The organism is Craurococcus roseus, from assembly GCF_039523795.1.
In the GTDB taxonomy this organism is placed as follows: Bacteria; Pseudomonadota; Alphaproteobacteria; order Acetobacterales; family Acetobacteraceae; genus Craurococcus; species Craurococcus roseus.
The window spans coordinates 1-25996 of record NZ_BAAAFZ010000028.1; the positions used below are offsets into that span (position 1 = coordinate 1).

The window sequence follows — 25996 nt, forward strand, 5'->3', positions numbered from 1 at the left end:
GCGGTGGCCGGCGTGGAAGCGGCAGGCGCGGACGGCGCGGCCTGGACCGGCGCGGCGACGGGGCGCGGGGCCGTGGGCGTCGTGAGGGCGGCGGGCGTCACCGGCGGCGGCGCGGCGTTGCCGGGGGCGCGGAAGGGGACGAATCCGGCGGCGACGGGACGGGGCGGGGACGCGGCGTCCGAGGTGGAGGCGCGGCCGCCGAGGTCTTCGAGGCGCGGCAGCAGCGCCTTTTCCTTGCCGGTGGAGACCTGGTAGGCCCAGCCGCGCCAGCGGGCGTTCAGCCGCTCGGCCTCGGCGCCCACGCCGTTGCCGGTGCCTTCGGCGCGCAGGCGGAGCCACAGCTTGTCACCGTCCTTGAAGGTGGCGGCCACGATCGCCATGCCCTCGGACAGCACGAAGCGGGTTTCGCCCAAGGCTTCGCCGAGCCGTTCGCCTTCGGGCTTCACCTCGAGGAAGGTGACGAACTCCAGCGTGCGGGCGACCTCGTCCAGCGCCCCCTCGTCCTTGGCCTGGAAGCCGGCCGGGGCGGCCAGGGCGAGCTTCGCTTCGGCGGTCTCCTCGCGCGCCAGCACCAGCTCGGGCTCGTTGGCGCGGCGCACGGTCACCTCGCGGACGCGCGCTGCGGGCAGGTTGACCACGTCGCGGTCGAGCCAGAGCCGCGGGTCGGCGTCCACCGGCAACCGGCCTTCGGCGAGCCAGGACTGCGCCTCCGCCGGGCGGCGGACGTAGGCGCTCTCGGGCAGGTTGCCCTGGGTGCGGACGCGGCGGCGGCCGACCACCAGCTCGGCGACCTGGGCGCCGTTGGTGTCCTGCACGCGGAGCAGCAGGCCGGAGCTTCCCGGCTTGGACGGGTCGTCCACGCCCAGGCGCTCGTGCAGGGCGGGGTCGGCGGTGCGGGGTTCGAGCAGCCGCATCTCGGTCAGCCCGACCAGCAACTCGCGCACCCGTTCGGGCCGGACGGGGTAGCCGCCGCCGGCGTCGGCGACGACCCAGGTGCTGCCCCTGCGCTCGAGCACCAGCTTGCCGTCGTGCTTGCTGATCTCGATCCGTGAGGCGCCCTGGAGGCGGGACGCGAGGCCTTTGAAGGCGAGCGCGCCGGCGTCGGCGGGCGCTTCCGGGTTGCCGGGCGAGAGCAGCAGCGCCGACACGATCGAGAAGGCGGCGGCGCCGCCGAGGATGACCAGGGTTCGCTGTTTCATTCGGACAAACTCCGGTCAGGCGGGCGTCGCGGCGGCGGCGCGGGCGCGCCGGCGGGCGCGCAGCAGCGCCAGGCCGAGGGCGAAGGCGACCAGCAGCGTCGGGACCAAGGCGATGTTGGCGAAGCGGATGTTGCGCTCCAGCCCTTCGATGTCGCGGCGGAGTTCGAGCTGCACGTTGCGCAGCTCGCCCCGGGTGCGCTGGATTTCGGCGCGGGCCGCGTCGATCTCGGCGCGCTGCTCCGGCGTGATGACCGGCTGGGCGCGCTCCCCCGCGGCGGCCGAGGCCGGCGTGGCGCCGCCGCGCAGCTCGCGCAGCCGCGCTTCGGTACGCTCCAGGCGCTCCTGGAGGGCGCGCTCCGTCTGCCGGAACTTGGCGTCGGCGTCGCGCCGGACCTCCTCGATCAGCTCGAAGGGGCGGGACGCGTCGCCGCGCGAGCGGAGCGAGATCAGCGCGTCGCTGCCGCTGAGCGTGTCGAGCAGGTTCACCACCAGGGAGCCGTTGCCGCTGAAGGGCGTCGTCACCTGCTGGCCGAAGAAGTCCTGCACGCGGACCCAGAAGCGGTCTTCCAAGAGGTCGGTGTCGTTGGCGACGACGACGTTGGCCGGGCCTTCGGAGCGGGCGCGGTGCTCGGGGAAGCCTTCGATGCGGGTCTGGCCTTCCGGCAGGGCGGGCGGGCCGTCCGGGAAGGCGGAGGAAAGGTGGCCGCGGACGCGCGCGGCCAGCACGCGCCGCTGCCCGTCGGCTTTGAATTCGGACAAGAGGCGGGACGGGTTCGGGTCCTGGCGGACGCGCGCGGCGTCCACCGTCATGGACTGGGGCGAGCTGGTGAGCAGGGGCACGAAGTCCACCTGGGCGCCGGCCCGCTTCCGGACCTCGCCGGCGGAGGCGAGCGTCACCTGGTCGAGCTGGGCCAGGGCCACCTCGGAGCGGTTCAGGCCCTCGCCCTGGAGGTTGAACCACGCCGCGTAGTCCACCGCCTGCACCCGGTCGCCCGGGTTGGCGCGCACGCGCCAGGCGCCCCGGACGTCCAGTACCACCTTGTCGGACGGCGCCTCGACGCCCCAGGCGTTCAGCAGCTTGTCGAGCGAGGAGGCGGTCCCCGCCGGCGACGGGCCGGCCATGCTCGGGCGGGCGGCCTGCGACTCGGAGTGCGGGTCCACCAGCAGCAGCAGCTTGCCGCCGCGCATGACGAACTGGTCGATGGCGTATTGGGCGCTTTCGGACAAATCCTGCGGGTGGGCGACCAGGAGCACCTGGACGTCCGGGTCGATGGCCTGGGCGTCGGTCGCCACGTCCTTCACGGTGAAGAACTGGCGGATCTGGGTCATCGCCACCGCGGGCTGACCGAACTGCGACGATTGCCGCATCATCATGGCGCGCGGGTCGCCGTTCAGCGGCAGGGGCGACATCACGCCGATCACCGGGCGGCGCGGATTGGACAATTCGTGGACCAGGCGCGTCAGGTCGTATTCCAGGAAGCGCTCGCGCTCCGGCTGGAAGAACGGGATGGTGCGCTCGTCGTCCACCATGTTGACGGCGGCCAGGCCGAAGTAGACCTGCTCGCCGGACTGGTCGATCGGCACGCCTTGCAGGCCGTAGGCGAGGGCGCGGTCCTCGGTTTCCGAGAAGGGCTCGGGGTCGAGGATCTCCAGGCGCAGCTTGCCCTTGGAGCGCGCCGCGTACTCCGCCAGCAACTCCCGCACGCGGTCGGCGTGGGCGCCGTAGGAAGGCACCGCGGCGCCGAGCTTGCGGGAGTAGAAGAGGCGAAGGGTGATCGGGTCCTTGAGCCCGGCCAGCACCTGCTCGGTGCCGCCGGCCAGGGTGTAGAGGTCCTGGGAGGTGAGGTCGACGCGGACGCGGGGCGCCACCCGGTCGGCCAGCATGTTGACGCCGACCGCGAGGCCGGCGGCGGCGGTCACGCCCAGCGCGGAGGCGGCGAGGCGCTTCCGGCCGGAATGCTCGACGACCTTCTTCTTAGCCTTGGTCTTGCCGGCCATGGGGGCTCAATCCGCCTTGCGGTGGTCGAGGACGACCACGTTCACGAACAGGAAGAAGGCGATCAGGCTTCCGAAGAAGACCAGGTCGCGGAGCGCGACCACGCCGCGGACGAAGCCGTTGAAGCGCTCGAACACCGAGATGGACCGCGCCGCCTCCGCGAGCAGCGGCGTGCGGGAGGACAGGAACTCGGTGACGACAGGGGTGCCGGACACCGCGAACACGAAGCAGACCACCACGGCGAGCACGAAGGCGATCACCTGGTTGCGGGTGAGGGCCGAGACCGCCGCGCCCATCGCCAGGAAGGCGCCGGCCACGAGGAGCGCGCCGACGTATCCGGACAAAATCACCCCGTTCTCGGGCGAGCCCAGGAGGTTGACCGTGACCCAGAGGGGGAAGGTCAGCGCGACCGCGATGGAGCAGAAGGCCCAGGCGGCGAGGAACTTGCCCAGCGCCGCCTGCCAGGTGGCGATCGGCAGGGTCAGCAGCAGCTCGATGGTGCCGGAGCGGCGCTCCTCGGCCCAGAGGCGCATGGTGAGCGCGGGGACGAAGAAGAGGAGCAGCCAGGGGACGAAGGTGAAGAAGGCTACGAGGTCGGCCTGGCCGCGGGCGAAGAAGTTGCCGAGGCCGAAGGTCAGCACGCCGGCGAGCGCCAGGAACACCACGATGAACACCGTGGCGACCGGGGTGGCGAAGTACGCCGCCAGTTCGCGCCGGGCCACGACCAGGGCCGGGCGAAGGTCGATGGAAGGGAGGCGTTCCCGCAGGGAGACCTTCGGCGCCGCGGGCTTGGCGAAGGAGGGCGGCGGGGCGAAGTCGGGCGGGGAGTCGGCGGTTGCGGCCATCGTCAGAACCCAAAGGCCGGGATGTTGAGGGTAAGGTCGCGGAAGAACTCGTCGAGCGTCTGCCCGGTGCCTTCCAGCTCCCTCGGCGTGGCGTCCACGATCAGGTGCCCGCGGGCGATGATGATCGCGCGGGAGCAGACCGCCGACACCTCTTCCAGGATGTGCGTCGAGATGATGATGGCCTTCTCCGGGGCGAGGCGGCGGATCAGCTCGCGGACCTCGTGCTTCTGGTTGGGGTCGAGGCCGTCGGTCGGCTCGTCCAGCACCAGGGCGGGCGGGTCGTGCAGCAGGGCCTGGGCCAAGCCGACGCGGCGCTTGAAGCCTTTGGACAAAATCTCGATCGGCTGCAACCGGACCGCTTCCAGGTCGGCGAGCTTCATCGCGTGGGAAACGCGCTCGGCCGCTTCCACCCCGCGGTAGCCGCGGACGCGGGCGGTGAAGCCGAGGAAGCCCTCGACGGTCATCTCGGGGTAGCAGGGGGCGCCTTCCGGCAGGAAGCCGAGCTTGCGCTTGGCCTCGATGGGGCGCTCCACCACATCGGCGCCGCAGATGCGGGCGGTGCCGGAGGTGGGCATCAGGAAGCCGGCGAGCATCCGCATGGTGGTGGACTTGCCCGCCCCGTTCGGGCCGAGGAAGCCCAGCACCTCGCCCTTTTTCAGGGTGAAGGTGACGTCGTTCACCACCGTCGTGTCGCCGAACTTCTTGGTCAGGCGGTCGATCTCGATCAGCGCGGCCACACCTCACCCCTCACTGCCCGACGCACGTATCCGGATAGACAATAATGCGTGAACTTGGCAAGCACTCCTTCAACCTGCGTCGAGGGTTCGTATCGTTTCCGGGCCTTCGAAGAGATCGAGCAACACCCTGGCCACCCGGCCCCGGTCGCCCTGGAGGGCCGGGTCCTTCTCGGTGAGCAGGGCGGCGTCGCGGTGGGCGATTGCGATGAGGCGGTCCTGCGCCTCGGCTTCCTTCAGTCCGAGGCGGAACACGGGGGCGCCGGATTGGCGGGTGCCGAGCGCCTCGCCGCCGCCGCGGAGGCGGAAGTCGGCGTCGGCGATGGCGAAGCCGTCCTCGGTATCGCGGAGGATCACCAACCGCTCGCGGGAGGCGAGGCCGAGGCCCTCGTCGTAGAGGAGCATACAGTAAGAGGCTTCGCCGCCGCGGCCCACCCGGCCGCGCAACTGGTGCAGTTGCGACAGGCCGAAGCGCTCGGCGCGCTCGATCACCATGACGGTGGCCTCCGGCACGTCCACGCCGACCTCGATCACCGTGGTCGCCACCAGGAGGCGGGTGCGGCCGGCGGCGAAGTCGCGCAGCGCCCGTTCGCGGAGGTCGGTGTCCATGCGGCCGTGCGCCAAGCCGACCAGGGCGCCGAAGCGTTGTTCCAGTTCGGCGAAGCGGGTTTCGGCGGCGGCGATGTCGGTGGCCTCGCTTTCCGTGACCTGGGGGCAGACCCAGAAGACGCGGGCGCCGCGGTCGAGCGCCCGGGCGATGCCGGCCACCACGTCCGGGAGTTGGCGCATCCCGTGGAGCGAGGTGGCGATGGGGCGGCGGCCGGCCGGCTTCTCCGTCAGGCGGCTCACCGCCATCTCGCCCCATTGGGTGAGGAGCAGGGTGCGGGGGATGGGGGTGGCCGTCATCACCAGCATGTCGGCGCCGCCCTGGCGGGTCTCCGACTCGCCGCCGTCCGCCTCGGCGCCCTTGCCGGCCAGCATGAGGCGCTGGGCGACGCCGAAGCGGTGCTGCTCGTCCACCACGGCGAGGCCGAGGTCGCGGAAGCGCACGCCCTCCTGGAACAGGGCGTGGGTGCCGACCGCGACCTGGATGGAGCCCTCCGCCAGCCCGGCCAGCACCCGGCGCCTCTGCGTGCCCTTCACGCTGCCGGCCAGCAGCTCCACCCGGACGCCGGCGGGGTGGCAGAGATGGACGAGGGTGCGGAGGTGCTGGCGGGCGAGCACCTCGGTCGGCGCCATCAGCGCGGCTTGGGTTCCGGCCTCGACGGCCCGGAGCATGGCCAGGGCCGCCACCAGGGTCTTGCCGGAGCCGACGTCGCCCTGGAGCAGGCGGAGCATCCGGCTCGGCGCGGCGAGGTCGGCGTCGATCTCGGCCAGGGCTTGTTCTTGGCCGCGGGTGAGGGGGTGGCCGAAGGCGGCGAGCGCCTTGTTCCGCAGGCGGTCGTCGCCGACCAGGCTGCGGCCGGGGCGTTCGCGCTGGCGGCGGCGGACCAGGGCGAGGGCGATCTGCTTGGACAGCACCTCGTCGTAGGCGAGGCGGGCGTGGGTGTCGGGCGGGGGCGGCGCCTCGGCCGGAGCCTGGACCATGCGGAGCGCCTCGGAAAAGGCGGGCCAGCCTTCGCGGCGGAGGAGGTGCGGGTCCTGCCATTCCGGGAAGTCGGGCAGGCGTTCCAGCGCCGCGGCCATGGCCTTCGCAACCTGGGACAGGCGCAGGTCCTTCACCAGGGGCCAGACCGGCTCCAGGGAGGGCAGGCCGACCGCGGCCGGGGCGGAGAGGGGGTTCAGCATGGAGAAGGCGCCGGCCTCGGCCTTCACCTTGCCGGCGAAGACCCGCTCGGTGCCGGGGGGCATCTGGCGGGCCAGCCATTCCACCCGGCCGTTGATGTAGCGGAGCAGGAGGCGTTCCCCGGCCGCTTCGGTCCGGACCTCGGCGTAGGGGCGGCCGGATTTGGAGCGGGCGGCGCGGAGCGACAGCACCCGGGCGCGCAGCACCACCTCCTGCTCCTCCGGCGCGTCGGCGGGGGAGGTGACGGCCAGGCGGCTGGCGTAGCGCTCCGGCAGGTGGAACAGCAGGTCCAGCACCCGGTCGCCGCCCACCGCGTCCCGCAGGCGCTTGGCCAGGGCCGGGCCGACGCCGGGGAGTGCGGCGAGCGGGGCCGACAGGGCGGAAACGGCCGCGGCGGTCGGCGGCTTCGGCGCCGCCGGGGGCGGCGCGGCCGCGGTGCCCGGCGATTCGCGCGAGAACAGGTCCGGCGCGGCGGTCACGCGAACCCCCGGCGGTGCGCCGCGCTTCGGGCTGACACGAGTCCCATGGGGCCCTATATGCCAGCCGCCGTGCCGAGCGACATGCCCCCCGACAACGCCGACGCGCCGGAACTCGACCCGCGCCGCCGCCGCCTGCTGTTCCGCGCCTGCCACCGCGGCACCAAGGAGGCCGACCTGATGATAGGCGGCTTCGTGACTCGGCACATCGCCGCCTTTTCGGAGGCGGAGCTGGCCGAGGTCGAGTCGGTGCTGGAACTGCCGGACGTGGACCTTTCGGATTGGCTTTCCGGCCGCCGGGAGCCGCCGCCCCACCTCCGGACGCCCATGCTGGAGCGGATGGCCATCGAATGCGGCCAGCCCGGGGCCGGGCTGCCGCCGGAGCTCCGCCGGCCGTGAACGACATGGTGCAGACGCGCCCCGCCCACGGCCTCGCCGTGCACGGGGCGCCGGAGGGCTTCGACGCGCTGCTGCTGGCGCGGCGCCGGGCGGAAACGGACGCGCCCGTGGTCCACGTCTGCCGCGACGACGCGCGCATGGCGCGGATGGCGGAGGCGCTGGGCTTCTTCGCGCCCGGCGTGGAGGTGCTGCGCTTCCCGGCCTGGGACTGCCTGCCCTACGACCGCGTGTCGCCCAACCCGGAGATCGTGGCCGAGCGACTTTCCACCCTGACCAGGCTCTTGGAGCGCGGGAGCCGCCCGCGCGTCCTCGTCACCACCGTCAACGCGCTGGTGCAGCGGGTGCCGCCGCGCGCGGTGTTCGACGGCTCGGTGATGGAGCTGAAGCGCGGCGGGCGGGTGCGGCCGGAGAAGCTGGCCGAGTTCCTGGAGGCCAACGGCTACAACCGCACCGGCACGGTGATGGAGCCGGGCGAGTACGCGCTGCGCGGCGGCATCGTGGACCTGTTCCCGGCCGGCGAGCCCGATCCCGTGCGCCTCGACCTGTTCGGCGACGAGATCGAGTCCATGCGCCGCTTCGACACCGGCACGCAGCGCAGCGGCGAGGCGCTGGAACGCCTGTGCCTGCGGCCGGTGGGCGAGGTGTTCCTGGACAAGGAGTCCATCGCCCGGTTCCGCGGCGCGTGGCGCGAGCTGTTCGGCGCCGCGGCGGCGGAGGACCCGCTCTACGTCTCGGTCAGCGCCGGGCGGCGGCATCCCGGCATGGAGCATTGGGCGGGGCTGTTCCACGAGCGGATGGAGACGCTGCTCGACTACCTGCCGGGCGCCTCGGTTTCGCTCGACCACCAGGGCGAGGACGTGCTGGCGGCGCGGCTGGAGATGATCGCGGACCACTACCAGGCGCGGCGCGCGCCGGTCCGCACGCACGAGGGCGAGGTGCCCTACCGGCCGGCGCCCCCGAACTCGCTCTACCTCGACAAACGCGGCTGGGAGCGGATGCTCGCCGGCGGGCCGCTGCTGCGCTTCCTGCCCTTCGCCAAGCCGGACGGCGCCGAGGGCGTGGAGGCCGGCGGGCGGCCGGGGCGGCTGTTCGCCGAGGCCCGGGCCGCCGGGCAGAACGTGTTCGCCGCCTTCGCCGAGTACGCGGACGCGATGGTCAAGGCCGGGCGGAAGCCGCTGGTCGCCGCGTGGACGCGCGGCTCGCGCGAGCGGATCGGCAACCTGCTCCGGGAGAACCGGCTGGCGACCGCGACCGTGGAGGACGCGACTGGATTGCGCGCCATGCCGGCCGGCGCGGTGGCGCTGGCGGTGCTCGGTGTCGAGCGCGGCTTCCTGGCGCCGGCGGAGGCGACCGGGGCGGGCTTCGGCCTCGCCGTGGTGGGCGAACAGGACCTGCTCGGCGAGCGCATCGCGCGCCCGCCGCGCCGGCGGCGCAGCGCCTCCCAATTCATCGCCGACGTCACCGGCATCGAGCAGGGCGACCTGGTGGTCCACCAGGACCACGGCATCGCGCGCTACGACGGCATCGAGACCATCACGGTCGGCGGGGCGCCGCACGACTGCCTGCGGCTCATCTACGACGGCGGGGACAAGCTGTTCCTCCCGGTCGAGAACATCGAGGTGCTGTCGCGCTTCGGCAGCGAGGCGCAGGGCGTGGCCCTCGACAAGCTGGGCGGCGCGAGCTGGCAGAACCGCAAGGCCAAGGCCAAGCAGCGCATCCAGGACATGGCGGCGCAGCTCATCCGCGTGGCCGCCGAGCGCAAGGTGAAGGATGGCGTCACCGCCATCCCGCCGGAGGGCGCCTGGGACGAGTTCTGCGCCCGCTTCCCCTTCGCCGAGACCGACGACCAGCAGCGGGCCATCGCCGACGTGCTGGAGGACCTTTCCTCCGGCCGGCCGATGGACCGGCTGATCTGCGGCGACGTGGGCTTCGGCAAGACCGAGGTGGCGCTGCGCGCGGCCTTCGCGGTGGCGATGAGCGGGGCGCAGGTGGCGGTGGTGGTGCCGACCACGCTGCTCGCGCGGCAGCACTTCCGCGTCTTCGCCACGAGATTCGAAGGACTGCCGGTCAAGGTGGCGCAGCTCTCGCGCATGGTGCCGCCGAAGGAGGCGGCCAAGGTGCGGGAGGGGATCAAGGACGGCTCGGTCAACATCGTGGTCGGCACCCACGCGCTGCTGGCGAAGGGCGTCGAGTTCGCGGAGCTGGGCCTGCTCGTGATCGACGAGGAGCAGCACTTCGGCGTGGCGCACAAGGAGCGGCTGAAGCAGCTCCGCACCGACGTCCACGTGCTGACGCTGACCGCGACGCCGATCCCGCGCACGCTGCAACTGGCGCTGACCGGCGTGCGGGAGATGAGCGTCATCGCCACGCCGCCGGTGGACCGCTTGGCGGTGCGCACCTTCATCATGCCGTGGGACGGGGTGGTGCTGCGCGAGGCTATCCAGCGCGAGCGCTTCCGAGGCGGCCAGGTGTTCTGCGTGGTGCCGCGGCTGGAGGACATGCCCAAGGTCTCGGCGCGGCTGCGCGAGATCGTGCCCGAGGCGCGGATCGTGGAGGCGCACGGGCGGCTCTCCGCGACCGAGCTGGAACGGGTGATGACCGAGTTCGGCGACGGCAAGCACGACATCCTGCTGTCCACCAACATCGTGGAGAGCGGGCTCGACATGCCGGCGGTGAACACGCTGCTGATCCACCGCGCCGACATGTTCGGCTTGGCGCAGCTCTACCAGCTCCGCGGCCGCGTCGGGCGCGGCAAGCAGCGGGGCTACGCCTTCCTCACCTGGCCGCAGGGCCAGCGCATCTCGGCGGCGGCGCAGAAGCGCCTGGAGGTGATGCAGACGCTCGACCAGCTCGGCGCCGGCTTCACCCTGGCGTCGCACGACCTCGACATCCGCGGCGCCGGCAACCTGCTCGGCGACGAGCAGAGCGGGCAGGTGCGCGAAGTCGGCATCGAGCTGTACCAGCAGATGCTGGAGGACGCCGTCGCCGACATCCGGGCAGGGCAGGGCAAGAAGCGGCGCGACGCCGACAACGACGACTCGCGCGACTGGACGCCGAACATCAACCTCGGCTTGCCGGTGCTGATCCCGGAGGAGTACGTGCGCGACCTGCCGGTGCGGCTCGGCCTGTACCGGCGCATCGCGGCGTTGCAGACCGAGGCGGAAATCGAGGCGGTGGCGGCGGAGCTGGAGGACCGCTTCGGCAAGCTGCCGCCGGAGGTGGAGAATCTGCTCCAGGTCGTGTCCATCAAGGGGCTGTGCCGGGAAGCGGGGGTGGAGAAGGTGGACGCCGGGCCGAAGGGCGTGGTGCTGACCTTCCGCCGCAACCAGTTCCGCAACCCGGGCGGGCTCGTGGCCTGGGTGGGGGCGCAGAAGGGGCTGGTGAAGCTGCGGCCCGACCACAAGCTGGCGCTGCTCCGCGAGATGGAGCTGCCACAGCGGGTGCGGGTGGCGAAGGACCTGCTGTCCGGGCTCGTCAAGCTGGTGGGGCAGGCCAAGGCGGCTTGACACAGCAGGCGGTGGGCCTTGCTGAAGGCCCGATCAGGCGCTGCCGCTTTCGCCCGGATCCGACCTCAGATCGACCTTTCCATCCGGGCGGCGAGGCCGGCATCTTCGACATCGACCCTGACCGCGAAGTCGTACCGATCCACGTCGAGCGCGATGTCCAAATCGCCGGGGCGCAAGTGCGGCCGTCCCGGATCGCTGAAGCGCCCGGCTTCGCTGCCAGCCAGAATGACCCTGCGGACCGCGTCCGGGTCGCCCGCCCGTCCTTCCACGAGGTTGCGCAGGTGCAGGGCGCATGACTCGTCCTCGTCCGTCCGGACCATGCCGTCGCGCCCCATTGCGACCAGCGTGACGCAGCTTGGCCTTCCTGAGACCAGCGCCCGTGCCGTGGCGCTCGCCGTCACCAATGACGACGCGTAGAGGCGCTCGGCGCACTTGGCGGAAACGATCCCCCGGGTGCCCGCGCTCGTCCGCTGCACGAGCGTCCGGCCCTGGAACTGGACGGCGGAAACCTCGAAGGGCGAATTGCCGAAGTCGAACCCCGGCGGCATGCGGCCCCGGACCTCGCCGATGCAGGCCTGGGCAACGCCCCTCGCGCGCAGGTCCAACGCCTCTTCGACCGTGCCGACCATGACGATGCGTGAAGCTCCGTTTGCCAGGGCGACCGCGGCCGTCGTGAATGCGCGGAACACGTCGATGACCGCCACGTGGCCCGCAGCCCTCCCCGCGCCGCACAAGAGGCTTTCGAGCACGACCCTCATGCGCGGCGCCCCTCCTGTGGCGGCTAGAAATCACCCTTCGAGTTGGAATCGGGTCGATGGCCGCCCTGGTCCGGGCCAAGGCGGCCTCCCGACCGAGGACGGCACTTGGTGATTGGGTTTCGGTCTCACGCCGGCGGCGCGCGGAAGACGAAAAAGGCGTCGTCGCCGCGGTCGGACATGTCGAAGCCCATCGCGTCGAGCCCGGCGATCAGCGCGTCCCGGTCCACGTCCGGGTGCGCGTTCCAGGCGAAGAAGGTGGAGGCGCGTTCGGTTTCGAAGCCGGATTCGCGGGCAAGGTCCACCACCTCGGCCGGCGCGTACTCCCGGACGTGCGGCGGGTAGCGGAACGGATGGCGGCGCCGCAGCACGTTGCCGAGGACGTCGATCGAGGCGGCGTTCGGCGTGGTGAGGGCGAGGCGGCCGCGGGGGCGGAGCACGCGGCGGCATTCGCGGAACATGGCGCGGGCGCCGGAGCGGGTGAACATGGCGATCTCGCCGATGCTGGCGCCGGGGTAGTGCGCGTCGTTCAGGTGCTCCAGCACCTCCAGGCAGAGCATCAGGTCGGCGCCGGCGTCGGGCGCCGGGTAGGGCGGGTAGCGGAGGTCGGTTTCCAGCGCGGAAACGCGCGCGCCGCGGCGGTCGCGTAGGTACGCGCCGACAGGCGACAGGGCGCCGAGTTCCAGCACGTCCTCCGCCCCGTCCACGAGGTCGCGCAGGCGCGCCCAGGTTTCGCGGAAGCGCAGGCGGTGGGTCTGCGCGTATTCGTCCTGCGGCCGCGCGTCGAGGTAGGCGTCGAAGTCGGGCGTCACGCGGCGGCTGCGCCGCGCCTCGCGGCGACGGGGCTCACCCCTCCACCAGCGCCACGTCCAGGAGGCGTTCCAGCACCTCCGGTTCCTGCGCGCCGGCGATGGCGTGGCGGCCGGCGACCACGAAGCAGGGGACGCCGTTGATGCCGAGGCGGTGCGCCCGGAGGTTGTCGGCGTGGACCGCTTCCACCTCCGATCCGGAGGACAGGAAGCGGCGCGCGGCCGTCGGGTCCAACTCCTGCCCGGCGGCGACCGCGGCGAGGACCGACGGGTCGCCGAGGTCGGCGCCGTAGGTGAAGTAGGCTTCGAACAGAGCGTCCACGACCTGGTCGGCGGCGCCGAAGCGGCCGGCCCAGCGGACCAGCCGGTGCGCGTCGAGCGAGTGGGGGACGCGGCGGATGCGGTCAAAGCGGAACTCGATGCCCTCGGGCCGGCCGAGCTCGGCCATGGTGCCGTGGACGCGGCGGGCGCGCTCCTCGCCGCCGAACTTCCGCGCTAGGTAGTCCTGCCGCGGCACGCCCTGCGGCGCGAGGTCCGGGTGGAGCAGGAAGGGGCGCCACAGGATGTCGACCGACAGGTCCGGCCGGGCGCGCAGCAACCGCCGCAGGCGGCGCGAGCCGAGGAAGCACCAGGGGCACACCAGGTCGAAGACGACTTCCACGGCGACTCGGGCGCGAGGCGGGGCGAGCAGGTTCACCCGCGCATCCTAATGCCCAGGCCGCGCCCTCCGCCACGCGAAGTTGCGGCCGCCGGGCGGGGAGGGCGCCTTCAGGCGGCCGCGGCGAGGGCCCGTTCCAGTATGCCGGGCAGGTCCCGCTCGGCTTCCCCGTGTCCGTCCGCGGCGGGGTGGAAAGCGATGAAGTAGTGCGGGTAGCCGGGCGAGTCCCAGGATTCCCTGGCGAACGGCCGCCCGAACAGGTCGCGGAGGCGGTAGCCGAGGCCGCCGAAGAAGCCGAAGAACTCGTCGGGGCCGTAGCCGTAGTGCCGCGGTGCGTCCACCCGGTCGCACTCGAACACCAGCACGGGGCGGTGTTGTCGGAGCGCCCGGGCGGCGCCTTGCAGCGCCCTGAACTCGCCGCCTTCGAGGTCCAGCTTGCCGAAGCGCCACGGGCGTCCGTCGCCGATCACGGCGTCCAGCGCTGCGGTCGTGACGGTGAGCATCTCGACGTCCGGCGCCACCGGGTAGGCGCGGGGCCGCAGGCCGCTGTAGCCGTCGGCGTTGCGTATCCAGTGGAACGGCGCCGTCGCGCCGCCGCGCTCGGCGAGCGCCTCCGCGAAGACGCGGAGCTGGGGGAGGCGGCGCTCCCGCGCTCGGTGGACCAGGGTTTCGGCGCGCCACGGGATCGGCTCGAAGGCGAGCACCTCGCCGGAAGGCCCGACGAGTCCGGCGAGCGGGAAGGCGTGCATGCCTTCGTTGGCGCCGCCGTCCACCGCGAGGTCGCCGGGGCGGAGCACGGCCCGGTACAGGCCGGCGATGATGGTTTCGAAGATGTTGTCGCGGTCCTGGAGGGCGAACAGGCGGGGGATGTCGAGGTCCATGGCGGTCGGTCCCTCCGCTCGCGGCTCCGGCGGCGAGCATCGGTTCGGCGCCGCGGCCCGTCAACGCCGGCCGCGGCTGCCGCGGATCAGGCGGCGGCGACTACCCGGTCCCCGCCCTCGCACTGCGCCGCGTGCCGGGCTTCCCGCGCGCGGCCGACCAGCCATTCGACGCCCGCTCCCGCGTCGGCGGACACGGCGACGCCGACGCTGACCGTGACGTTCATCGGGCCGCGGGCCGTGGCGACCGGGTTGGAGAGGACGCGCAACCGCAGCCGATGCGCCGCGGCCCGCGCCTGGGCGGCGGTGAGTTCGGACATGCAGATGCCGAAGCCGTCGGCCGAGCGGCCGGCGAGGTCGGGGCCGCGGATGCCCTCCCGCAAGCAGTCCGCCACGCCGAGGAGCACGGCGTCCGACACCGCGTCGCCGAACTCCTGGTGCAGGCCGGGCAGCCCGTCCACGTCGATCTGGAGGAAGCAGACGGGCGGACCCCTGGGGGAGGAGGCATCCAGCGCGGCGGCGGCGAAGCGCACCAGCGCCGCTTCCGTCGCCACGCCGGTGAGCGGGTCGCGGTTGCCCGAGTGCGAAACCTTCATGCGTCGAGGCCCCCGCCTCCGGGATCAGGGGCGCATAGAAGGCACGGTTCTTGTTACGATTCAGTAAATACATCCGTGCGGCGCCATCACTTTCCCGCACCCTCGCCGGGCACCTCCGCCGGGTTGCCCAGGGTCTCCCGGACGTAGAGCTTCTGGACGGCGACAAAGGCGACCACCGTGATCGGGGCCGCGAGGACGAGCCCCCCGATCCCGAACACGGCGCCGACCCCCACGACGGACAAGAGCAGCAGCACCGGCGGCACGTCCGCCATGCGCTTCTGCAACAGCGGCTGGAGCAGGTTGGATTCCACCTGCTGCACAGCGAGGAACAGCACGGCCGTCCAGGCGAATGTGCCGAGGCCGGCGCCCACTGCGAGGAGGAGCGCCGGCACGGCTCCGATGATCGGGCCGACCACCGGCACGATCTCGGCGAGGGCGGCGAAGAGCCCGAGCGCGAGCGCCGCCGGCAGCCCGAGCGCCCAGGCGCCGAGCCCCACCATGAGGCCCACCGCCGCCATGGAGGCTAGGGTGGCGAGCAGCCAGCCGTTCAGGGCGTTGCCCGTGGCCTCCAGGAACTCCTCCGCCCGGCGCTGCTGGGCCTTGGGCAGCAAGGCCACCGCGCCGCGGCGGTGGCCCGCGGGGTCGGCGGCGAGGTAGACGGCGCCGACCACGGCCAGCAACAGCGCCGAGAGCGCGTCCAGCACCACGGCGCCGAAGGCGGCGATGCGGCCGACGGCGCTGCCGATCTCGGACAAACCCGGCATCGCGTCCCCGGCCCCGCCGCCGGCGGCGGCGCGCGAAGCGGCCTCGACCGCGGCGTCCTGGCCCTCTTTTCGGGACAGGTCGGGCAAGTCGATCCCGAAGCGGGATTCGAGCGCGCGCGCCGCGTCCGGCAGGCGTTGCGCCAACTCTGTGACCTGCGTCCGGACCTCGCTGCCCACGAGCCAGGTCGCAAGCGCGAGGACGGCCAGCACGGAAGCGCCGCCGGCCGCCAGCGCCGGGCCGTGCGGCAGGCCGAGGCGGTCGCGGAACGGGCGGGCGGCGGCCACGAGCAGCACCGCGACCACGACGGCGCCGAACAGCAGCAAGAGGGCGCCGCGCACCGCCCAGAGCAGCAGGGCCAACGCGGCCACGGCCGCGACGATGAGGACGCGGCGGAGGAAGGCTGCCTCCGCGGCGACGCCCTCCGGGGTGGCGGTTTCGGGCGGTGGCGAGGGTTGTCGGTCGGTCATGGGCTGCGTGACTTCCACGCCGGCCGAGGCGCCGCAAGCCGCGTTCCTTGAACCCGGCCCCGTCGGGCGCGATGGGGCGCCGCCGAGGCGGTGCGCGCGGAGCCGCGCTGCCTTGCCGGTTAACCACTTTACATACTTACCGGGTTCGCGCGGCGTTTCAGGGTGAATGGCGCGGTCGAAGGGGTGGAGTCGCCTCACCTCCTCGCGGCCTTTCTCCCTTGCCTGGGGCTGCGTCGCGTCTTCGGGCGAATGCCGCGGCCCGGGCGCAGGGGGGATTGCCGGGTAAAAGGCGCTATTCGGGCGTTGGCTGGCGCATCGTATCTGCTTCGTTCCCGCCGAAGCGAGCGCCGCGTAACGCGGCGGGCTTCAGCGGTACGTTGGAACAACCGGGCCGTCCGGCGTCAATCCGCGTCGACACGCCTGTCAGCCCCGCCGGCATCGTCGCGGACCGCATCTCGCCAGAGGTGTGGACATCGCGGTCGGGGTGGCTATCGACCCAAATGCGCTTGCCACCGACCACCTCTGCCCGGGAGGCGATCTTGGCCCTGGCCCATGCGCTGTAGCCGTGAAACCCGCGCCCGTTGCGCATCGGCGCGACCTCCAGCCTTTCGGGGATGATCGCGTCCACGAGGTCGAGGACCTCGAAGAAGCAACAAGCCCTCCGGGCCGGCCTACTCCGCCGCGGCGAGGGCAGGCACCGTCACCGTGGCGGCGCGGACCAGGGCTTCGGCTTCGGCGCCGTCGAGGGTTTCCTGGTCCAGCAGGGCTTCGGCCAGGGCGCGGAGGCCGGCGCGGTGGATTTGCAGGACGCGGCGGGCTTCTTCGAGGGCGCCGCGGGCCAAGCGCTCCACGGCGGATTCCAGGCGGGCGCGGCCTTCGGGAGAGACGGTCTCGGCCAGGCGCGGGTCTTGCGGCCAGGCCAGGAAGGCGACGTCTTCGCCGTCGGCACCCATGCCCAGTTCGAACACCATGCGCCGGGCGGCCTCGGCGACGTGCCGGAGGTCGCCGGCGGCGCCCGTGGTCACCGCGTCGGCGCCGAACTCCAGCTCCTCGGCGGCGCGGCCGCCGGCGGCCACGGCCAGCTCTGCCAGCAACTGGCGGCGGTTGCGGAGGAAGCGCTCTTGCGCCGGGCGCTGCATGGCGAGGCCGAGCGCCATGCCGCGCGGCAGCACCGTGACCTTGTGCAGCGGCTCGGCGCCGGGCGTGCGGAGCGCGACCAGGGCGTGGCCGGCCTCGTGGAACGCGACGATGCGCCGCTCCTCCTCGCCGAGCACGAGGCTGCGCCGCTCGGGGCCCATCAGCACGCGGTCGGCGGCCTGCTCCAGGTCGGCGGGCTCGATGCGCCCACGCGAGTCGCGCGCGGCGAGCACGGCGGCCTCGTTGACCAGGTGCGCGAGGTCGGCGCCGGACATGCCGGCAGTCCGGCCCGCGAGGATGGCGAGGTCCGCCTCCGGGGCGATCGGCTTGCCGCGGGCGTGCAGGGCGAGGATCGCCTCGCGCTCCACCAGGGTCGGGCGGCCGACCTGCACGCGGCGGTCGAAGCGGCCGGGGCGGAGCAGGGCGGGGTCGAGCGACTCGGCGAAGTTGGTGGCGGCGATCACCACCACGCCGGCGCGGCCCTCCAGACCGTCCATGCAGGTGAGGAGCTGGGCCACGGTCTGCGCGTGCTCGCGGTCGCCGCCGGTGCCGCCGGCGACGCGGGCCTGCGCCAGGGCGTCGATCTCGTCGAGGAAAAGGATGCAGGGCGCGGATTTGCGCGCGTCGTCGAAGAGGCGGCGGACGCGCATGGCGCCCAGGCCCACGAACATCTCGGTGAACTCGGAGCCGGAGGCGTGCAGGAAGGGCACGCCGGCCTCGCCCGCCAGCGCCGCGGCCATGCGCGTCTTGCCGTTGCCGGGCGGGCCGTAGAGCAGGATGCCGCGGCAGGGGGCGGCGCCGACCGCGGCGAAGCGGGCGGGGTCGCGGAGGTAGGAGACGATGTCGCCGAGTTCGGCCTTGACTTCTTCCTGGCCGGCGACGTCGCCGAAGCCCTTGCCCGCGCCGGGCGGCTGGAAGCGGCGGCCGGAGCGCGTCATGTCCCGCATCTTCAGGGCCCAGGCCACGCCGAAGGCGAGGATGGTGGCTATGCCGAGCAGGGACGAGATGGTGGGGAGCCTGTCCCGCCCTTCCGGCTCGTAGCGGAGCGCCACCCCGGCCTCGGCCAGCCTGGCCATGGGCTGCCAGTCGAGCGGCGCCCGGACCTGGCGCCACTCGCCGCCGTGCAGCAGCACCTCGGCTTCCTGCGGGCGGACCAGCACCTCGGCGACCTTCCCGGCCGAAACCGCGGCCGTGTAGTCGTGGAAGGCCATGGACGGCAGCGGCGGCGACACGGCGGTGAGGAGGGCGTAGAGGCCGGCCCCCGTCGCGGACAGCCCGGCCGCGCCAGCGCCGGCGGCGAGGACGCGCCCGCGCCGGTCCGCGCGGCGCCAGAACCGCAGCAGGCGCTTCACGGGCCGGAAGGAGGCGTCGGTCTTCTCTCCGCCGTGGTGCATGGGCGCGCCGACTCGTCCTCGGTGGTTGCGGGAAGGCGGGACGGGCGCCGCGCTGCTCAACCTTTTAGCGTATACCTCACGAAGATTTCAACTTCTCTGGCCATCCGGTGGATCCCTGACGCGGATGCACGGCGAGCCGGCCACCGAGCGATCATGAACGAGCTGCCGGGTTGTGCCCCGTCCCGCCTCCGTGGAGCGCCGCGGACGGGGCTGAGCGCCTCGGGTCGCGGGGAGGCGCGTGGATCGCCGACACAGCTTGTTCAAGCGAACCGCCGCCCCGTGAACGAACGCCGCCCTGGTGTCCGCCATACCCACGTTCTCGATCGGCGCGATGAAGCGCTCCCCTTCGGCCACCGCTTTCCGCCTCCGCCGGGCCGCTCCCACATGGCGGGACGCCCGCCGCCGTGTACCCTGCCGGTGCGGGATATGGAGGAGGCTTCGCGTGCCCAGGCTGATCGAGTACGCCGATGCGCCGCCCGACGTGCGCGCCGTGTTCGACGACATCAAGGCCACGCGCCGCGTGCCCGACGTGACCAACTTCTGGAAGGCGTTGGCCGCCCATCCGCCCACGCTCGCGCGCACCTGGGAGAGCTTGAAGCAGGTGATGGCGCCGGGCGGCGCGCTCGATCCGCTCACCAAGGAGATGCTCTATCTTGCCGCTTCGGCGACCGCCGGCTGCGCCTATTGCACCGCCAGCCACACCGCCGCGGCGCGCGCCAAGGGCATGACGGACGCCATGCACGGCGAACTCCTGGCCGTGGTTGGCATGGCGGCCGAGACCAACCGGCTGGCCGAGGCGATGCGTGTGCCGGTGGACGCCCCTTTCGACGAGTGACGCGGCGCCGGGCGCGGGTCGAGGACGCCCTCGCTCCGGCGCGCCACCCTGCCCTGCATCACGCCCGGGGCGAGGCTCCGCTCCCGTGCCGGGCGGCCCGGATGGCGCGCCAAACGCGCTCCGGCGTCGCCGGCATGTCGATCTCCGAAACGCCGAGCAGCGCCAGCGCGTCCAGCACGGCGAGCACCACCGTGTGCGGGGCGGCGATGGCGCCGGCCTGGCCCGCGCCCTTGGTGCCGAGCGGGTTCGACTCCGTGGGCACCTGGAGGAAGCGCACCGGGAGCGGAGGCAGGTCGGCGGCGCGGGGCAGGGCGTAGTCCATGGGCGAAGCGCTGAGGAGCTGGCCCGAATCGGGGTCGTAGGCTACGCGCTCCATCAGCGCCTGGCCGATGCCTTGCGCCAGGCCGCCTTGCACCTGGCCTTCGGTGAGCAGCGGGTTCACCAGGCGGCCGTAGTCGTCCATGGCTTGGTAGCGCAGCAGCTCCACCGCGCCGGTGTCCGGGTCCACCTCCACCTCCGCGATGTGCGCGCCGCCGGGGAAGGTGATGAGGTCGGAGGGGTTGTCGGCCTCGGCGTCGAGGCCGCGCGACATGCCGTCCGGCAGGTTGGCCGGGTCGCAGGCGGCGCGGGCGAGCGCCGCGAGGTCCACGCCGCGTTCGGTGCCGCGCACGGCGAAGCGGCCTCCGGCGAAGGCGAGTTCGTCCGGCGCGGCTTGCAGCAGGTGGGCGGCGAGGCGGCGGGCGCGTTCCAGCGCCTTGTCGATCGCCATCACAAGGGCGGTGCCGCCCATGTGGAGCGACCGGGCGCCGCCGTGGCCGTTGCCGCGCGCGACCGTGGCGGTGTCGGCTTGCACCAGGCGCAGGCTCTCGACAGGCAGGCCGAGGCGGTCGGCGGCGAACTGGGGGAAGCTGGTCTCGTGGCCCTGGCCGTTGGATTGCGTGCCGACCGCGAGGTCCACCGTGCCGTCGGCGGCGAAGCGCACCGCGGCCCATTCGCCCGGGGAGCCGCGCGCGGTTTCGAGGAAGCAGGCGAGGCCGAAGCCGCGCAGCTTGCCGCGCGCTTCCGAGTCGGCGCGGCGGGCGGCGAAGCCGTCGCGGTCGGCCAGCGCCTCCGCCGCGTCCAGCGCCTCGGCGAAGGCACCGGTGTCCATCGGGATGCCGAAGGCGCTGCGGCGCGGGAAGCGGGTGATGAGGTTGCGGCGACGCAGCGCCAGCGGGTCGAAGCCGCAACGCCGGGCGGCAGCGTCCACCAGCCGCTCCATCATGGTGTTGGCCTCGGGCTTGCCTGCGCCGCGGTAGGCGTCCACGGGGAGCGTGTTGGTGAAGGCGCCGCGCACCTCCAGCAGCGCGGCCGGCACGTCGTACACGGTGCCGAAGGCGTTGGAGACGGAGTTGGTCGGCACGCCCGGGCCGAAAGACGAGCAGTAGGCGCCGAGGTTCGCCACCATGTCGGCGTGCAGCGCCAGGAAGCGGCCCTCGGCATCGAGGGCGAGGCGCGCGGTGCCCTGGAGGTCTCGCGCGTGGACGGCGGCCTGGAACTCCTCGGAGCCGTCCGCCACCCACTGCACGGGCCTGCCGCCGAGCAGGCGCGAGGCGTGCAGCACCAGGACGTGCTCGGGGAAGGGGAAGTTCTTGAGGCCGAAGCCGCCGCCGACGTCGGGGCAGTGGAGGCGCAGGCGCTCCTCCGGCACGCGGAACACGGAGCGGGCGAGCTGGGCGCGGATGCCGTGGACGCCTTGGCCGCTCAGGAGGAGGTCGAAGGAGTCGGAAGCCGGGTCGTGTCGGGCAACGGCGGCGCGCGGCTCGATCGGCGCGGCGTGCAAGCGCTGGTTCACCAGGTCGAGCGAGACGGTGTGCGCGGCACGGGCGAAGGCGGCTTCCACGGCGGCGCGGTCGCCGCGCTCGAAGCGGAAGGCGCGGTTGCCGGGCGCCTCTTCCCAGACTTCCGGCGCGCCGGGGGCGAGGGCGGCGCGGCCGTCCACGACGGCGGGCAGCGGGTCGTAGGCGACCTGGATCGCCTCGGCCGCGTCGCGCGCCTCGTGCGCGGTGTCCGCTACGACGCAGGCGACCGGCTCGCCCACGTGGCGCACGCGGCCGAGGGCAAGGGCGTGGCGCTCGGGCACGGCCAGGGGGCCGTCGGTCTTCACGGCGGCGGCCGCGGGGCAGGGGAGCGGGCCTAGGCCGGCCGCGGCGAGGTCAGTGCCGGTGAGGACGAGGCGCACGCCGGGCATGGAACGGGCGGCGGCGGTGTCGATGCCGAGGAGGCGCGCGTGCGCGTGCGGCGAGCGCAGCACGCGGAGGTGCAGGGCGCCCGGCGCTTCGACATCGGCGGTGAAGCGGCCCGCGCCGGTGAGGAAGCGCGCGTCCTCGCGCCGGCGGAGCGGGCGGCCGGAGAGGGCTTCGGGCAACGCGCTACGCGGCCCCTCGGGCGAGGCGTTCGGCCACGAACTCCAGCCGGTCCTGGCCCCAGAAGATGTCGTCGCCGACCACGTAGGAGGGCGCGCCGAAGACGCCGCGGGCGAGCGCCGCTTGGGTGTCCGCCTCGCGCCGCTCGGTCCAGCGCGGCTCGGCGCCGAGGCGGAGCACCGCCTCGGCGTCCTGGCCGACCTCGGTGAGCAGGGCGGACAGGGTGGCGGGGTCGCCGGTGTTCCGCTCCTCTTCCCAGAGCGCCTTGAGGACGCGGTGGGCGAAGCGGATGGCCGCCGCGTCGCCTTGCGTTTCGCGCAAGGCGATCGTGCAGCAGGCCGCGAGCAGCTCGTTGGCCGGGAAGCCGCGCGGCTGGAGGTTGATCGGGATGCCGAGGCGGTCGCGCCAGCGCGCCAGCTCCTGCATCCGATAGGCTTGGCGTTGCGGCGAGCGCTTGGGCAGCGGCAGGCCGCCCGAGCCGGCGAAGATCGTCCCGAAGTCCACCGGCCAGATGCGCAGCTCGGCGCCGTGCTTCGCCGCCAGCGCCTCGATCCGCGCCGCGCCGAAGTGGGTCCAGGGCGAGTTGAGCGATGCGTAGTAGTCGATGCGCTGCTGCGCCATTGGCGGTCCCCTTTATGCGGTGAGCGGCGCGCCGGTGGCCGCGCGGACCTCATCGAGCGCGACTCCGGGCGCCAGTTCCAGGACACGGAAGCCTTCGCCCTCCGGCTTGAACAGGCCGTAGTTGGTGGCGGCGAGGGTGACCACGCGGCGCGCCGTGACCGGTAGGGCGCAGCGCAGCACCAACCGCGGCGCCCCCCGGCGCGTGGTGTGCTCCAGCAGCAGGAAGACGCGCCGGGCGCAGGCGGCGAGGTCCATCGCGCCGCCGATGCCGCCGCCCTTGGCGTTGGCGGCGATCTTCCAGTTGGCGAAGTCGCCGTTGGCGGCGCACTCGTAGGCGCCCATCGCCGTGGCGTCGATGCGGCCGGAGCGGATCAGGGCGAAGCTGTCGGCGTGGTGGACCACGGCGGCGCCTGGGCGGAGCGACACAGGCTGGCCGCCGGCGTTGACCAGGTGCATGTCCTCCTGGCCCTCCGGCAGCACCGGGCCGCAGCCGACCACGCCGTTCTCCGAATGGAAGACTACTGCGCGGCCGCCCAGGTCGGCGTTGGAGCAGAGCGTCGGGATGCCGACGCCTAGGTTGACGATCCAGCCGTCGCCGAACTCCGCGGCCAGGCGGTCGGCCATCTGCTGGCGCGACCAGCCGCGCGACGACCCGACGCTGCCGCCGCTCAACGGGCGTGCTCCGTCCGCCGCGTCGGCCAGAGCCCTTCGGGCGGCGGAGGGACGCGCACCAAGCGGTGGACGAGGACGCCTGGCGTATGGACGTCGTCCGGGTCCATGGCGCCGGCGGGGAGCACGTCCTCCTCCACTTCGACGACCACGGTGCGCGCGGCCATCGCCATGACCGGGTTGAAGTTTCGCTGCGACAGGCGGAAGCGGAGGTTCCCCGCCTCGTCGGCCTTCCAGGCGCGGAGGAACGCGTACTCCACCGGCAGCGCGTGCTCCAGCAGGTGTTCGCGGCCGTTGAAAACGCGGGTTTCGCGGCCTTCCGCGACCTCCGTGCCGACGCCAGTGGGCGTGTAGAAGGCCGGGATGCCGCTGCCGGCGGCGCGCAGGCGCTCGGCCAGGGTGCCTTGCGGCACCAGCTCCGCTTCCACCTCGCCGGCCTCGTGGAAGCGGGCGAAGGGCAGCGCGTCGGTCGGGCGCGTGGCGGCGGTGAAGGAGCAGACCACCTTCCGCACCCGCCCGTTCTCCACCAGCATGCCGATGTCCGGCATCCGCGGCTGGTGGGCGCCGCCGGTGGTGTTGGACACGCAGGTGAGATTGCGGGCGCCCTGGGCCAGCAGCGCGCGGATCAAGTTGTAGGGCGTGCCGGGCCCGGCGAAGCCGCCGAAGGCAATGGTCGCGCCGTCCGGGATGCCCGCCACGGCTTCGGCGAAGCTCCCGGCGAGCTTGCTCTTGGCCACCCCGGGCGGCCTCAAGCGAAGCCGAGCTGGGCGGACAGGCCGGCGGCCTCCGCCAGGTCGGCGAGCTTGCCCCAGGTCGAGTCCTCTATGTCCACGCCGTCGCGCTTCCGCTCGATCTCCTGCGCGTGCTCCACCTCGCCGGGGTAGAGCACGCCGCGGCTGCCTTCCGAGGGCGGCGTGTCCTTCAGGTAGCCGGCGAACGCGGCCACCTCGGCGCGGAACTCGGCCAAGGGGCGGAAGGCGTCCACCTTGATCGCCAGCAGGAAGCAGCCGTCGTTGTGCCGGCCCGTGGGCTCCACGCCGAAGCCCAGGCCCGTGAGGATGCCGCACAGGATCTCGCCGATCACCGCCAAGCCGGTGCCCTTGTGGCCCTCGCCGGGGCCGCCGAGCGGCAGCAGCGCGCCGCCCCGCGCCAGGGCCTTCGGGTCGGTGGCGAGCTGGCCTTCGCCGTCCACCACCCAGCCGCGCGGGATGGGCTCGCGGCGCGCCTCGGCCAGCTTGACCTTGCCGACCGCGACGGCCGAGGTCGCCATGTCGAGGAAGAGCGGCGCCTTCAGGTCGGAGGGGACGGCGATGGCCCAGGGATTGGTGCCGAGCCGCGCTTCCCGCCCGCCGAAGGGCGCGACCGATTTGGGCGAGCGGCCCGAATCCGCCCAGGCCATGCCGATCATGCCCGCCTCGGCCGCCATCAGCGGGTAGGTCGCCAAGCGGCCGACATGGCCTTGGCGGAACACGGTGGCGGCGGCGAGGTTGGACGCGCTCGCCTTGTCGATGACCATCCGCATGGCCCGCTCGTTGACCACGTAGCCGAAGCCCCAATTGCCGTCGATGACGGCGGTGGTCGGGCTCTCGCGGACCACGGTGAACGGAGCGCCTGGGACGATGTGCCCGGCCTTCACGCGGTCGATGTAGCCGGGGATCTGGATGACGCCGTGGCTGTCGTGGCCGGCGAGGTTGGCCGCGACGCAGTGCCGCGCGACGGTCGCGGCCTCGGCTTCCGGCACGCCGTTCGCGGCCAGCAGCGTCCGGCCGATCTCCCGCAACCGCTCCGCCCGCACCTTCGGCATCCGATCCTCTCCGCTGTCGCGCCGGGCAGGGTGGCGAAGCGCGGGCCGGAGCGAAAGGGCGCATGCGCGCGCTGGTGTACCCAAACTCCTGGCGCGATCTTGTTCCGCGTCCGCTTGTAACCATCCGCGCGGTGGCGCATTGGAGCCCCATGGCGCACCCCGCTCCCCCCGCGGCACGCAAGGCGCGCACGGCCTTCCGTGCGCTGCGGTTGCTGGGCTTGGCGCTGGGCATGGCGGCGCTCGCCTGGGGCGGCGTCTGGGCGTGGCGGGCGCAGCCGGCGGCCGTCGGCATGGCGCCGCAGGTCGCCAAGGCGGTGGCGGCGGCGCCCGAACCGTTGGAGGAGGCGGCCTTCCGCGTCCTGCGCGCGCGGCTGCGGGAGCCCGCCTCCGCGGCGTTCCGGGAGGTTCGCGTCTACGGCTTCGGCCCGCCGCACGAGCGCGCGGTGTGCGGCCGGGTCCTGGCGGGGCGGGAAACGCCCGCCGGCGGCGCGGACTTCGTGGTGCGGGTCATCCTGCCCGGGGACGGCCGCACGGGCGGCGCCCCCCTGCCGGTGATCGAGGAAGGGCCGAACCTGCCCCGCGCCACGGCGAACGCCCGCGATCGCTACTGCCGCAACGCCGACGATCCACGGACGGCGCCCCGACTCCTGCCGGGCGGCGCCGCCGTCGCGGCATCGGTCACGGCGCCTGCCGACCCGCAGGCGGCGGGCGCCGGCACCCGGATCGGCCCGGTTCAGGGCGGCGGGACGCCGGTGGCCCTCCGCCGGGCGGCCGTGGGCGGCGGCTCGGCCGTCAACCTGCGCAGCGGGCCGGGCGGCGGCGCGGCGGTGATCGGCGTGTTGCCGCGCGGCCAAGTGCTCGACGTGTTCGAGCGCGCGCCGGGCGGGTGGCTGCGCGTGGGCGTCGGCGAGCCCTGGGGTTGGGCGCACGCCAGCCTGCTGATCGAAGGGCCCTGACCGCAGGCGCGGCACGCTTTTGACATCGCAAGCGGGCGCCCCCCCGCTGGCCCGGAACTCAGGCCGGAAGCCGTGGTGCGGGGCCGGTCGAGGAGCGCTAGGCCCGGAGCGGCGTCGGCGCCCCCTTCTCGCCCGGTCGCGTGATGCCTCGCTCCCGGGCCGAAACTTGAAGCAGTAAAAACCCGGATCGTGCGAAGCGTGGGACCAAGCCGTCGCATTCAATAGCGGTTCATTTAATTGAGCATCATCACAAAACTTTGCGCGGAGTTTATCAATCTAAAGTTGAGAAATAGCGCGTATTTTGAA

22 protein-coding genes are annotated in these 25996 nt (G+C 73.4%); 4 read left to right on the top strand and 18 right to left on the bottom strand.

Going from position 1 to position 25996, the window contains the following annotated elements; all coding sequences use genetic code 11:
• The 5 genes from ABD067_RS11190 to recG all read right to left on the bottom strand — a co-directional run.
• Positions 1-1199, bottom strand: a 1199-nt coding sequence (locus tag ABD067_RS11190) for a DUF4340 domain-containing protein (RefSeq protein ID WP_343895374.1), incomplete at its 3' end; no start/stop codon positions are given.
• A 15-nt stretch (positions 1200-1214) separates the two neighbouring features.
• A complete protein-coding gene (locus tag ABD067_RS11195) occupies positions 1215-3197 on the bottom strand; it encodes a GldG family protein (RefSeq protein WP_343895375.1) in 1983 nt (660 codons plus the stop codon).
• A 6-nt stretch (positions 3198-3203) separates the two neighbouring features.
• Positions 3204-4040 carry an ABC transporter permease gene (locus ABD067_RS11200; RefSeq protein ID WP_343895376.1) on the bottom strand — a complete coding sequence of 279 codons (837 nt, stop codon included), beginning with the start codon at positions 4038-4040 and terminating at the stop codon, positions 3204-3206.
• A gap of 2 nt (positions 4041-4042) precedes the next feature.
• A complete protein-coding gene (locus tag ABD067_RS11205) occupies positions 4043-4777 on the bottom strand; it encodes an ABC transporter ATP-binding protein (RefSeq protein WP_343895377.1) in 735 nt (244 codons plus the stop codon).
• Between the two features lie 69 nt (positions 4778-4846).
• Positions 4847-6937, bottom strand: a complete 2091-nt coding sequence (recG, locus tag ABD067_RS11210; protein ID WP_408871541.1) for an ATP-dependent DNA helicase RecG — start codon at positions 6935-6937, stop codon at positions 4847-4849.
• Between the two features lie 183 nt (positions 6938-7120).
• Here recG and ABD067_RS11215 point away from each other — a divergent pair, with 183 nt between their 5' ends.
• Both ABD067_RS11215 and mfd read left to right on the top strand, forming a co-directional pair.
• Complete coding sequence (locus ABD067_RS11215; RefSeq protein WP_343895379.1) at positions 7121-7435, top strand: FAD assembly factor SdhE; 315 nt, start codon at positions 7121-7123, stop codon at positions 7433-7435.
• 5 nt (positions 7436-7440) lie between these two features.
• The gene (gene mfd, locus ABD067_RS11220; protein WP_343895488.1) at positions 7441-10941 is read left to right on the top strand and encodes a transcription-repair coupling factor; all 3501 of its coding nucleotides are present in this window, start codon (positions 7441-7443) and stop codon (positions 10939-10941) included.
• A gap of 65 nt (positions 10942-11006) precedes the next feature.
• On the opposite strand, the gene ABD067_RS11225 is transcribed toward mfd, so the two are convergent.
• From ABD067_RS11225 to ABD067_RS11260, 8 genes are all read right to left on the bottom strand, one after another.
• On the bottom strand, positions 11007-11645 hold the full coding sequence (locus ABD067_RS11225; RefSeq protein WP_343895380.1) for a 2-phosphosulfolactate phosphatase: 639 nt from the start codon (positions 11643-11645) through the stop codon (positions 11007-11009).
• Positions 11646-11824: 179 nt separating this feature from the next.
• Complete coding sequence (locus ABD067_RS11230) at positions 11825-12508, bottom strand: class I SAM-dependent methyltransferase (protein WP_343895381.1); 684 nt, start codon at positions 12506-12508, stop codon at positions 11825-11827.
• A gap of 34 nt (positions 12509-12542) precedes the next feature.
• On the bottom strand, positions 12543-13202 hold the full coding sequence (locus tag ABD067_RS11235; RefSeq protein WP_343895382.1) for a DsbA family oxidoreductase: 660 nt from the start codon (positions 13200-13202) through the stop codon (positions 12543-12545).
• 71 nt (positions 13203-13273) lie between these two features.
• A complete protein-coding gene (locus ABD067_RS11240; protein WP_343895383.1) occupies positions 13274-14044 on the bottom strand; it encodes an FkbM family methyltransferase in 771 nt (256 codons plus the stop codon).
• Positions 14045-14130: 86 nt separating this feature from the next.
• Positions 14131-14637 (bottom strand): GGDEF domain-containing protein, encoded by a 507-nt coding sequence (locus ABD067_RS11245; RefSeq protein ID WP_343895384.1) that lies wholly within the window; start codon positions 14635-14637, stop codon positions 14131-14133.
• Between the two features lie 86 nt (positions 14638-14723).
• A complete protein-coding gene (locus tag ABD067_RS11250; RefSeq protein WP_343895385.1) occupies positions 14724-15869 on the bottom strand; it encodes an AI-2E family transporter in 1146 nt (381 codons plus the stop codon).
• A 292-nt stretch (positions 15870-16161) separates the two neighbouring features.
• Complete coding sequence (locus tag ABD067_RS11255; RefSeq protein ID WP_343895386.1) at positions 16162-16497, bottom strand: hypothetical protein; 336 nt, start codon at positions 16495-16497, stop codon at positions 16162-16164.
• Between the two features lie 43 nt (positions 16498-16540).
• Positions 16541-18400, bottom strand: coding sequence for an ATP-dependent metallopeptidase FtsH/Yme1/Tma family protein (locus ABD067_RS11260; RefSeq protein ID WP_343895387.1), 1860 nt, complete (start codon positions 18398-18400; stop codon positions 16541-16543).
• A gap of 442 nt (positions 18401-18842) precedes the next feature.
• Here ABD067_RS11260 and ABD067_RS11265 point away from each other — a divergent pair, with 442 nt between their 5' ends.
• Complete coding sequence (locus ABD067_RS11265) at positions 18843-19235, top strand: carboxymuconolactone decarboxylase family protein (RefSeq protein WP_343895388.1); 393 nt, start codon at positions 18843-18845, stop codon at positions 19233-19235.
• Between the two features lie 58 nt (positions 19236-19293).
• Here the strand turns inward: ABD067_RS11265 and ABD067_RS11270 are convergent, their stop codons facing one another.
• From ABD067_RS11270 to ABD067_RS11290, 5 genes are read right to left on the bottom strand one after another with little or no spacing between them, the layout of a single operon-like run.
• Entirely contained in the window at positions 19294-21642 is a 2349-nt protein-coding gene (locus tag ABD067_RS11270) for a xanthine dehydrogenase family protein molybdopterin-binding subunit (RefSeq protein ID WP_343895389.1), read from the bottom strand.
• Positions 21643-21646: 4 nt separating this feature from the next.
• Positions 21647-22261 carry a 2-hydroxychromene-2-carboxylate isomerase gene (locus tag ABD067_RS11275; protein ID WP_343895390.1) on the bottom strand — a complete coding sequence of 205 codons (615 nt, stop codon included), beginning with the start codon at positions 22259-22261 and terminating at the stop codon, positions 21647-21649.
• A 12-nt stretch (positions 22262-22273) separates the two neighbouring features.
• The gene (locus ABD067_RS11280; RefSeq protein WP_343895391.1) at positions 22274-22933 is read right to left on the bottom strand and encodes a CoA-transferase; all 660 of its coding nucleotides are present in this window, start codon (positions 22931-22933) and stop codon (positions 22274-22276) included.
• A complete protein-coding gene (locus ABD067_RS11285; RefSeq protein WP_343895392.1) occupies positions 22930-23667 on the bottom strand; it encodes a CoA transferase subunit A in 738 nt (245 codons plus the stop codon). Before ABD067_RS11285 ends, ABD067_RS11280 begins: the two co-directional genes overlap by 4 nt.
• Positions 23668-23678: 11 nt before the next feature.
• Entirely contained in the window at positions 23679-24734 is a 1056-nt protein-coding gene (locus ABD067_RS11290; RefSeq protein ID WP_343895393.1) for an Ldh family oxidoreductase, read from the bottom strand.
• Positions 24735-24883: 149 nt separating this feature from the next.
• Between ABD067_RS11290 and ABD067_RS11295 the strand changes: the two genes are divergently transcribed.
• Entirely contained in the window at positions 24884-25690 is an 807-nt protein-coding gene (locus tag ABD067_RS11295; protein ID WP_343895394.1) for an SH3 domain-containing protein, read from the top strand.
• The last annotated feature ends 306 nt before the right edge of the window (positions 25691-25996 follow it).

Coding starts and splice junctions, on each gene's coding strand:
- ABD067_RS11195 (WP_343895375.1), bottom strand. CDS start 3,197: ATGGCCGGCAAGACCAAGGCTAAGAAGAAGGTCGTCGAGCATTCCGGC.
- ABD067_RS11200 (WP_343895376.1), bottom strand. CDS start 4,040: ATGGCCGCAACCGCCGACTCCCCGCCCGACTTCGCCCCGCCGCCCTCC.
- ABD067_RS11215 (WP_343895379.1), top strand. CDS start 7,121: ATGCCCCCCGACAACGCCGACGCGCCGGAACTCGACCCGCGCCGCCGC.
- mfd (WP_343895488.1), top strand. CDS start 7,441: ATGGTGCAGACGCGCCCCGCCCACGGCCTCGCCGTGCACGGGGCGCCG.
- ABD067_RS11240 (WP_343895383.1), bottom strand. CDS start 14,044: ATGGACCTCGACATCCCCCGCCTGTTCGCCCTCCAGGACCGCGACAAC.
- ABD067_RS11245 (WP_343895384.1), bottom strand. CDS start 14,637: ATGAAGGTTTCGCACTCGGGCAACCGCGACCCGCTCACCGGCGTGGCG.
- ABD067_RS11250 (WP_343895385.1), bottom strand. CDS start 15,869: ATGACCGACCGACAACCCTCGCCACCGCCCGAAACCGCCACCCCGGAG.
- ABD067_RS11260 (WP_343895387.1), bottom strand. CDS start 18,400: ATGCACCACGGCGGAGAGAAGACCGACGCCTCCTTCCGGCCCGTGAAG.
- ABD067_RS11275 (WP_343895390.1), bottom strand. CDS start 22,261: ATGGCGCAGCAGCGCATCGACTACTACGCATCGCTCAACTCGCCCTGG.
- ABD067_RS11290 (WP_343895393.1), bottom strand. CDS start 24,734: ATGCCGAAGGTGCGGGCGGAGCGGTTGCGGGAGATCGGCCGGACGCTG.
- ABD067_RS11295 (WP_343895394.1), top strand. CDS start 24,884: ATGGCGCACCCCGCTCCCCCCGCGGCACGCAAGGCGCGCACGGCCTTC.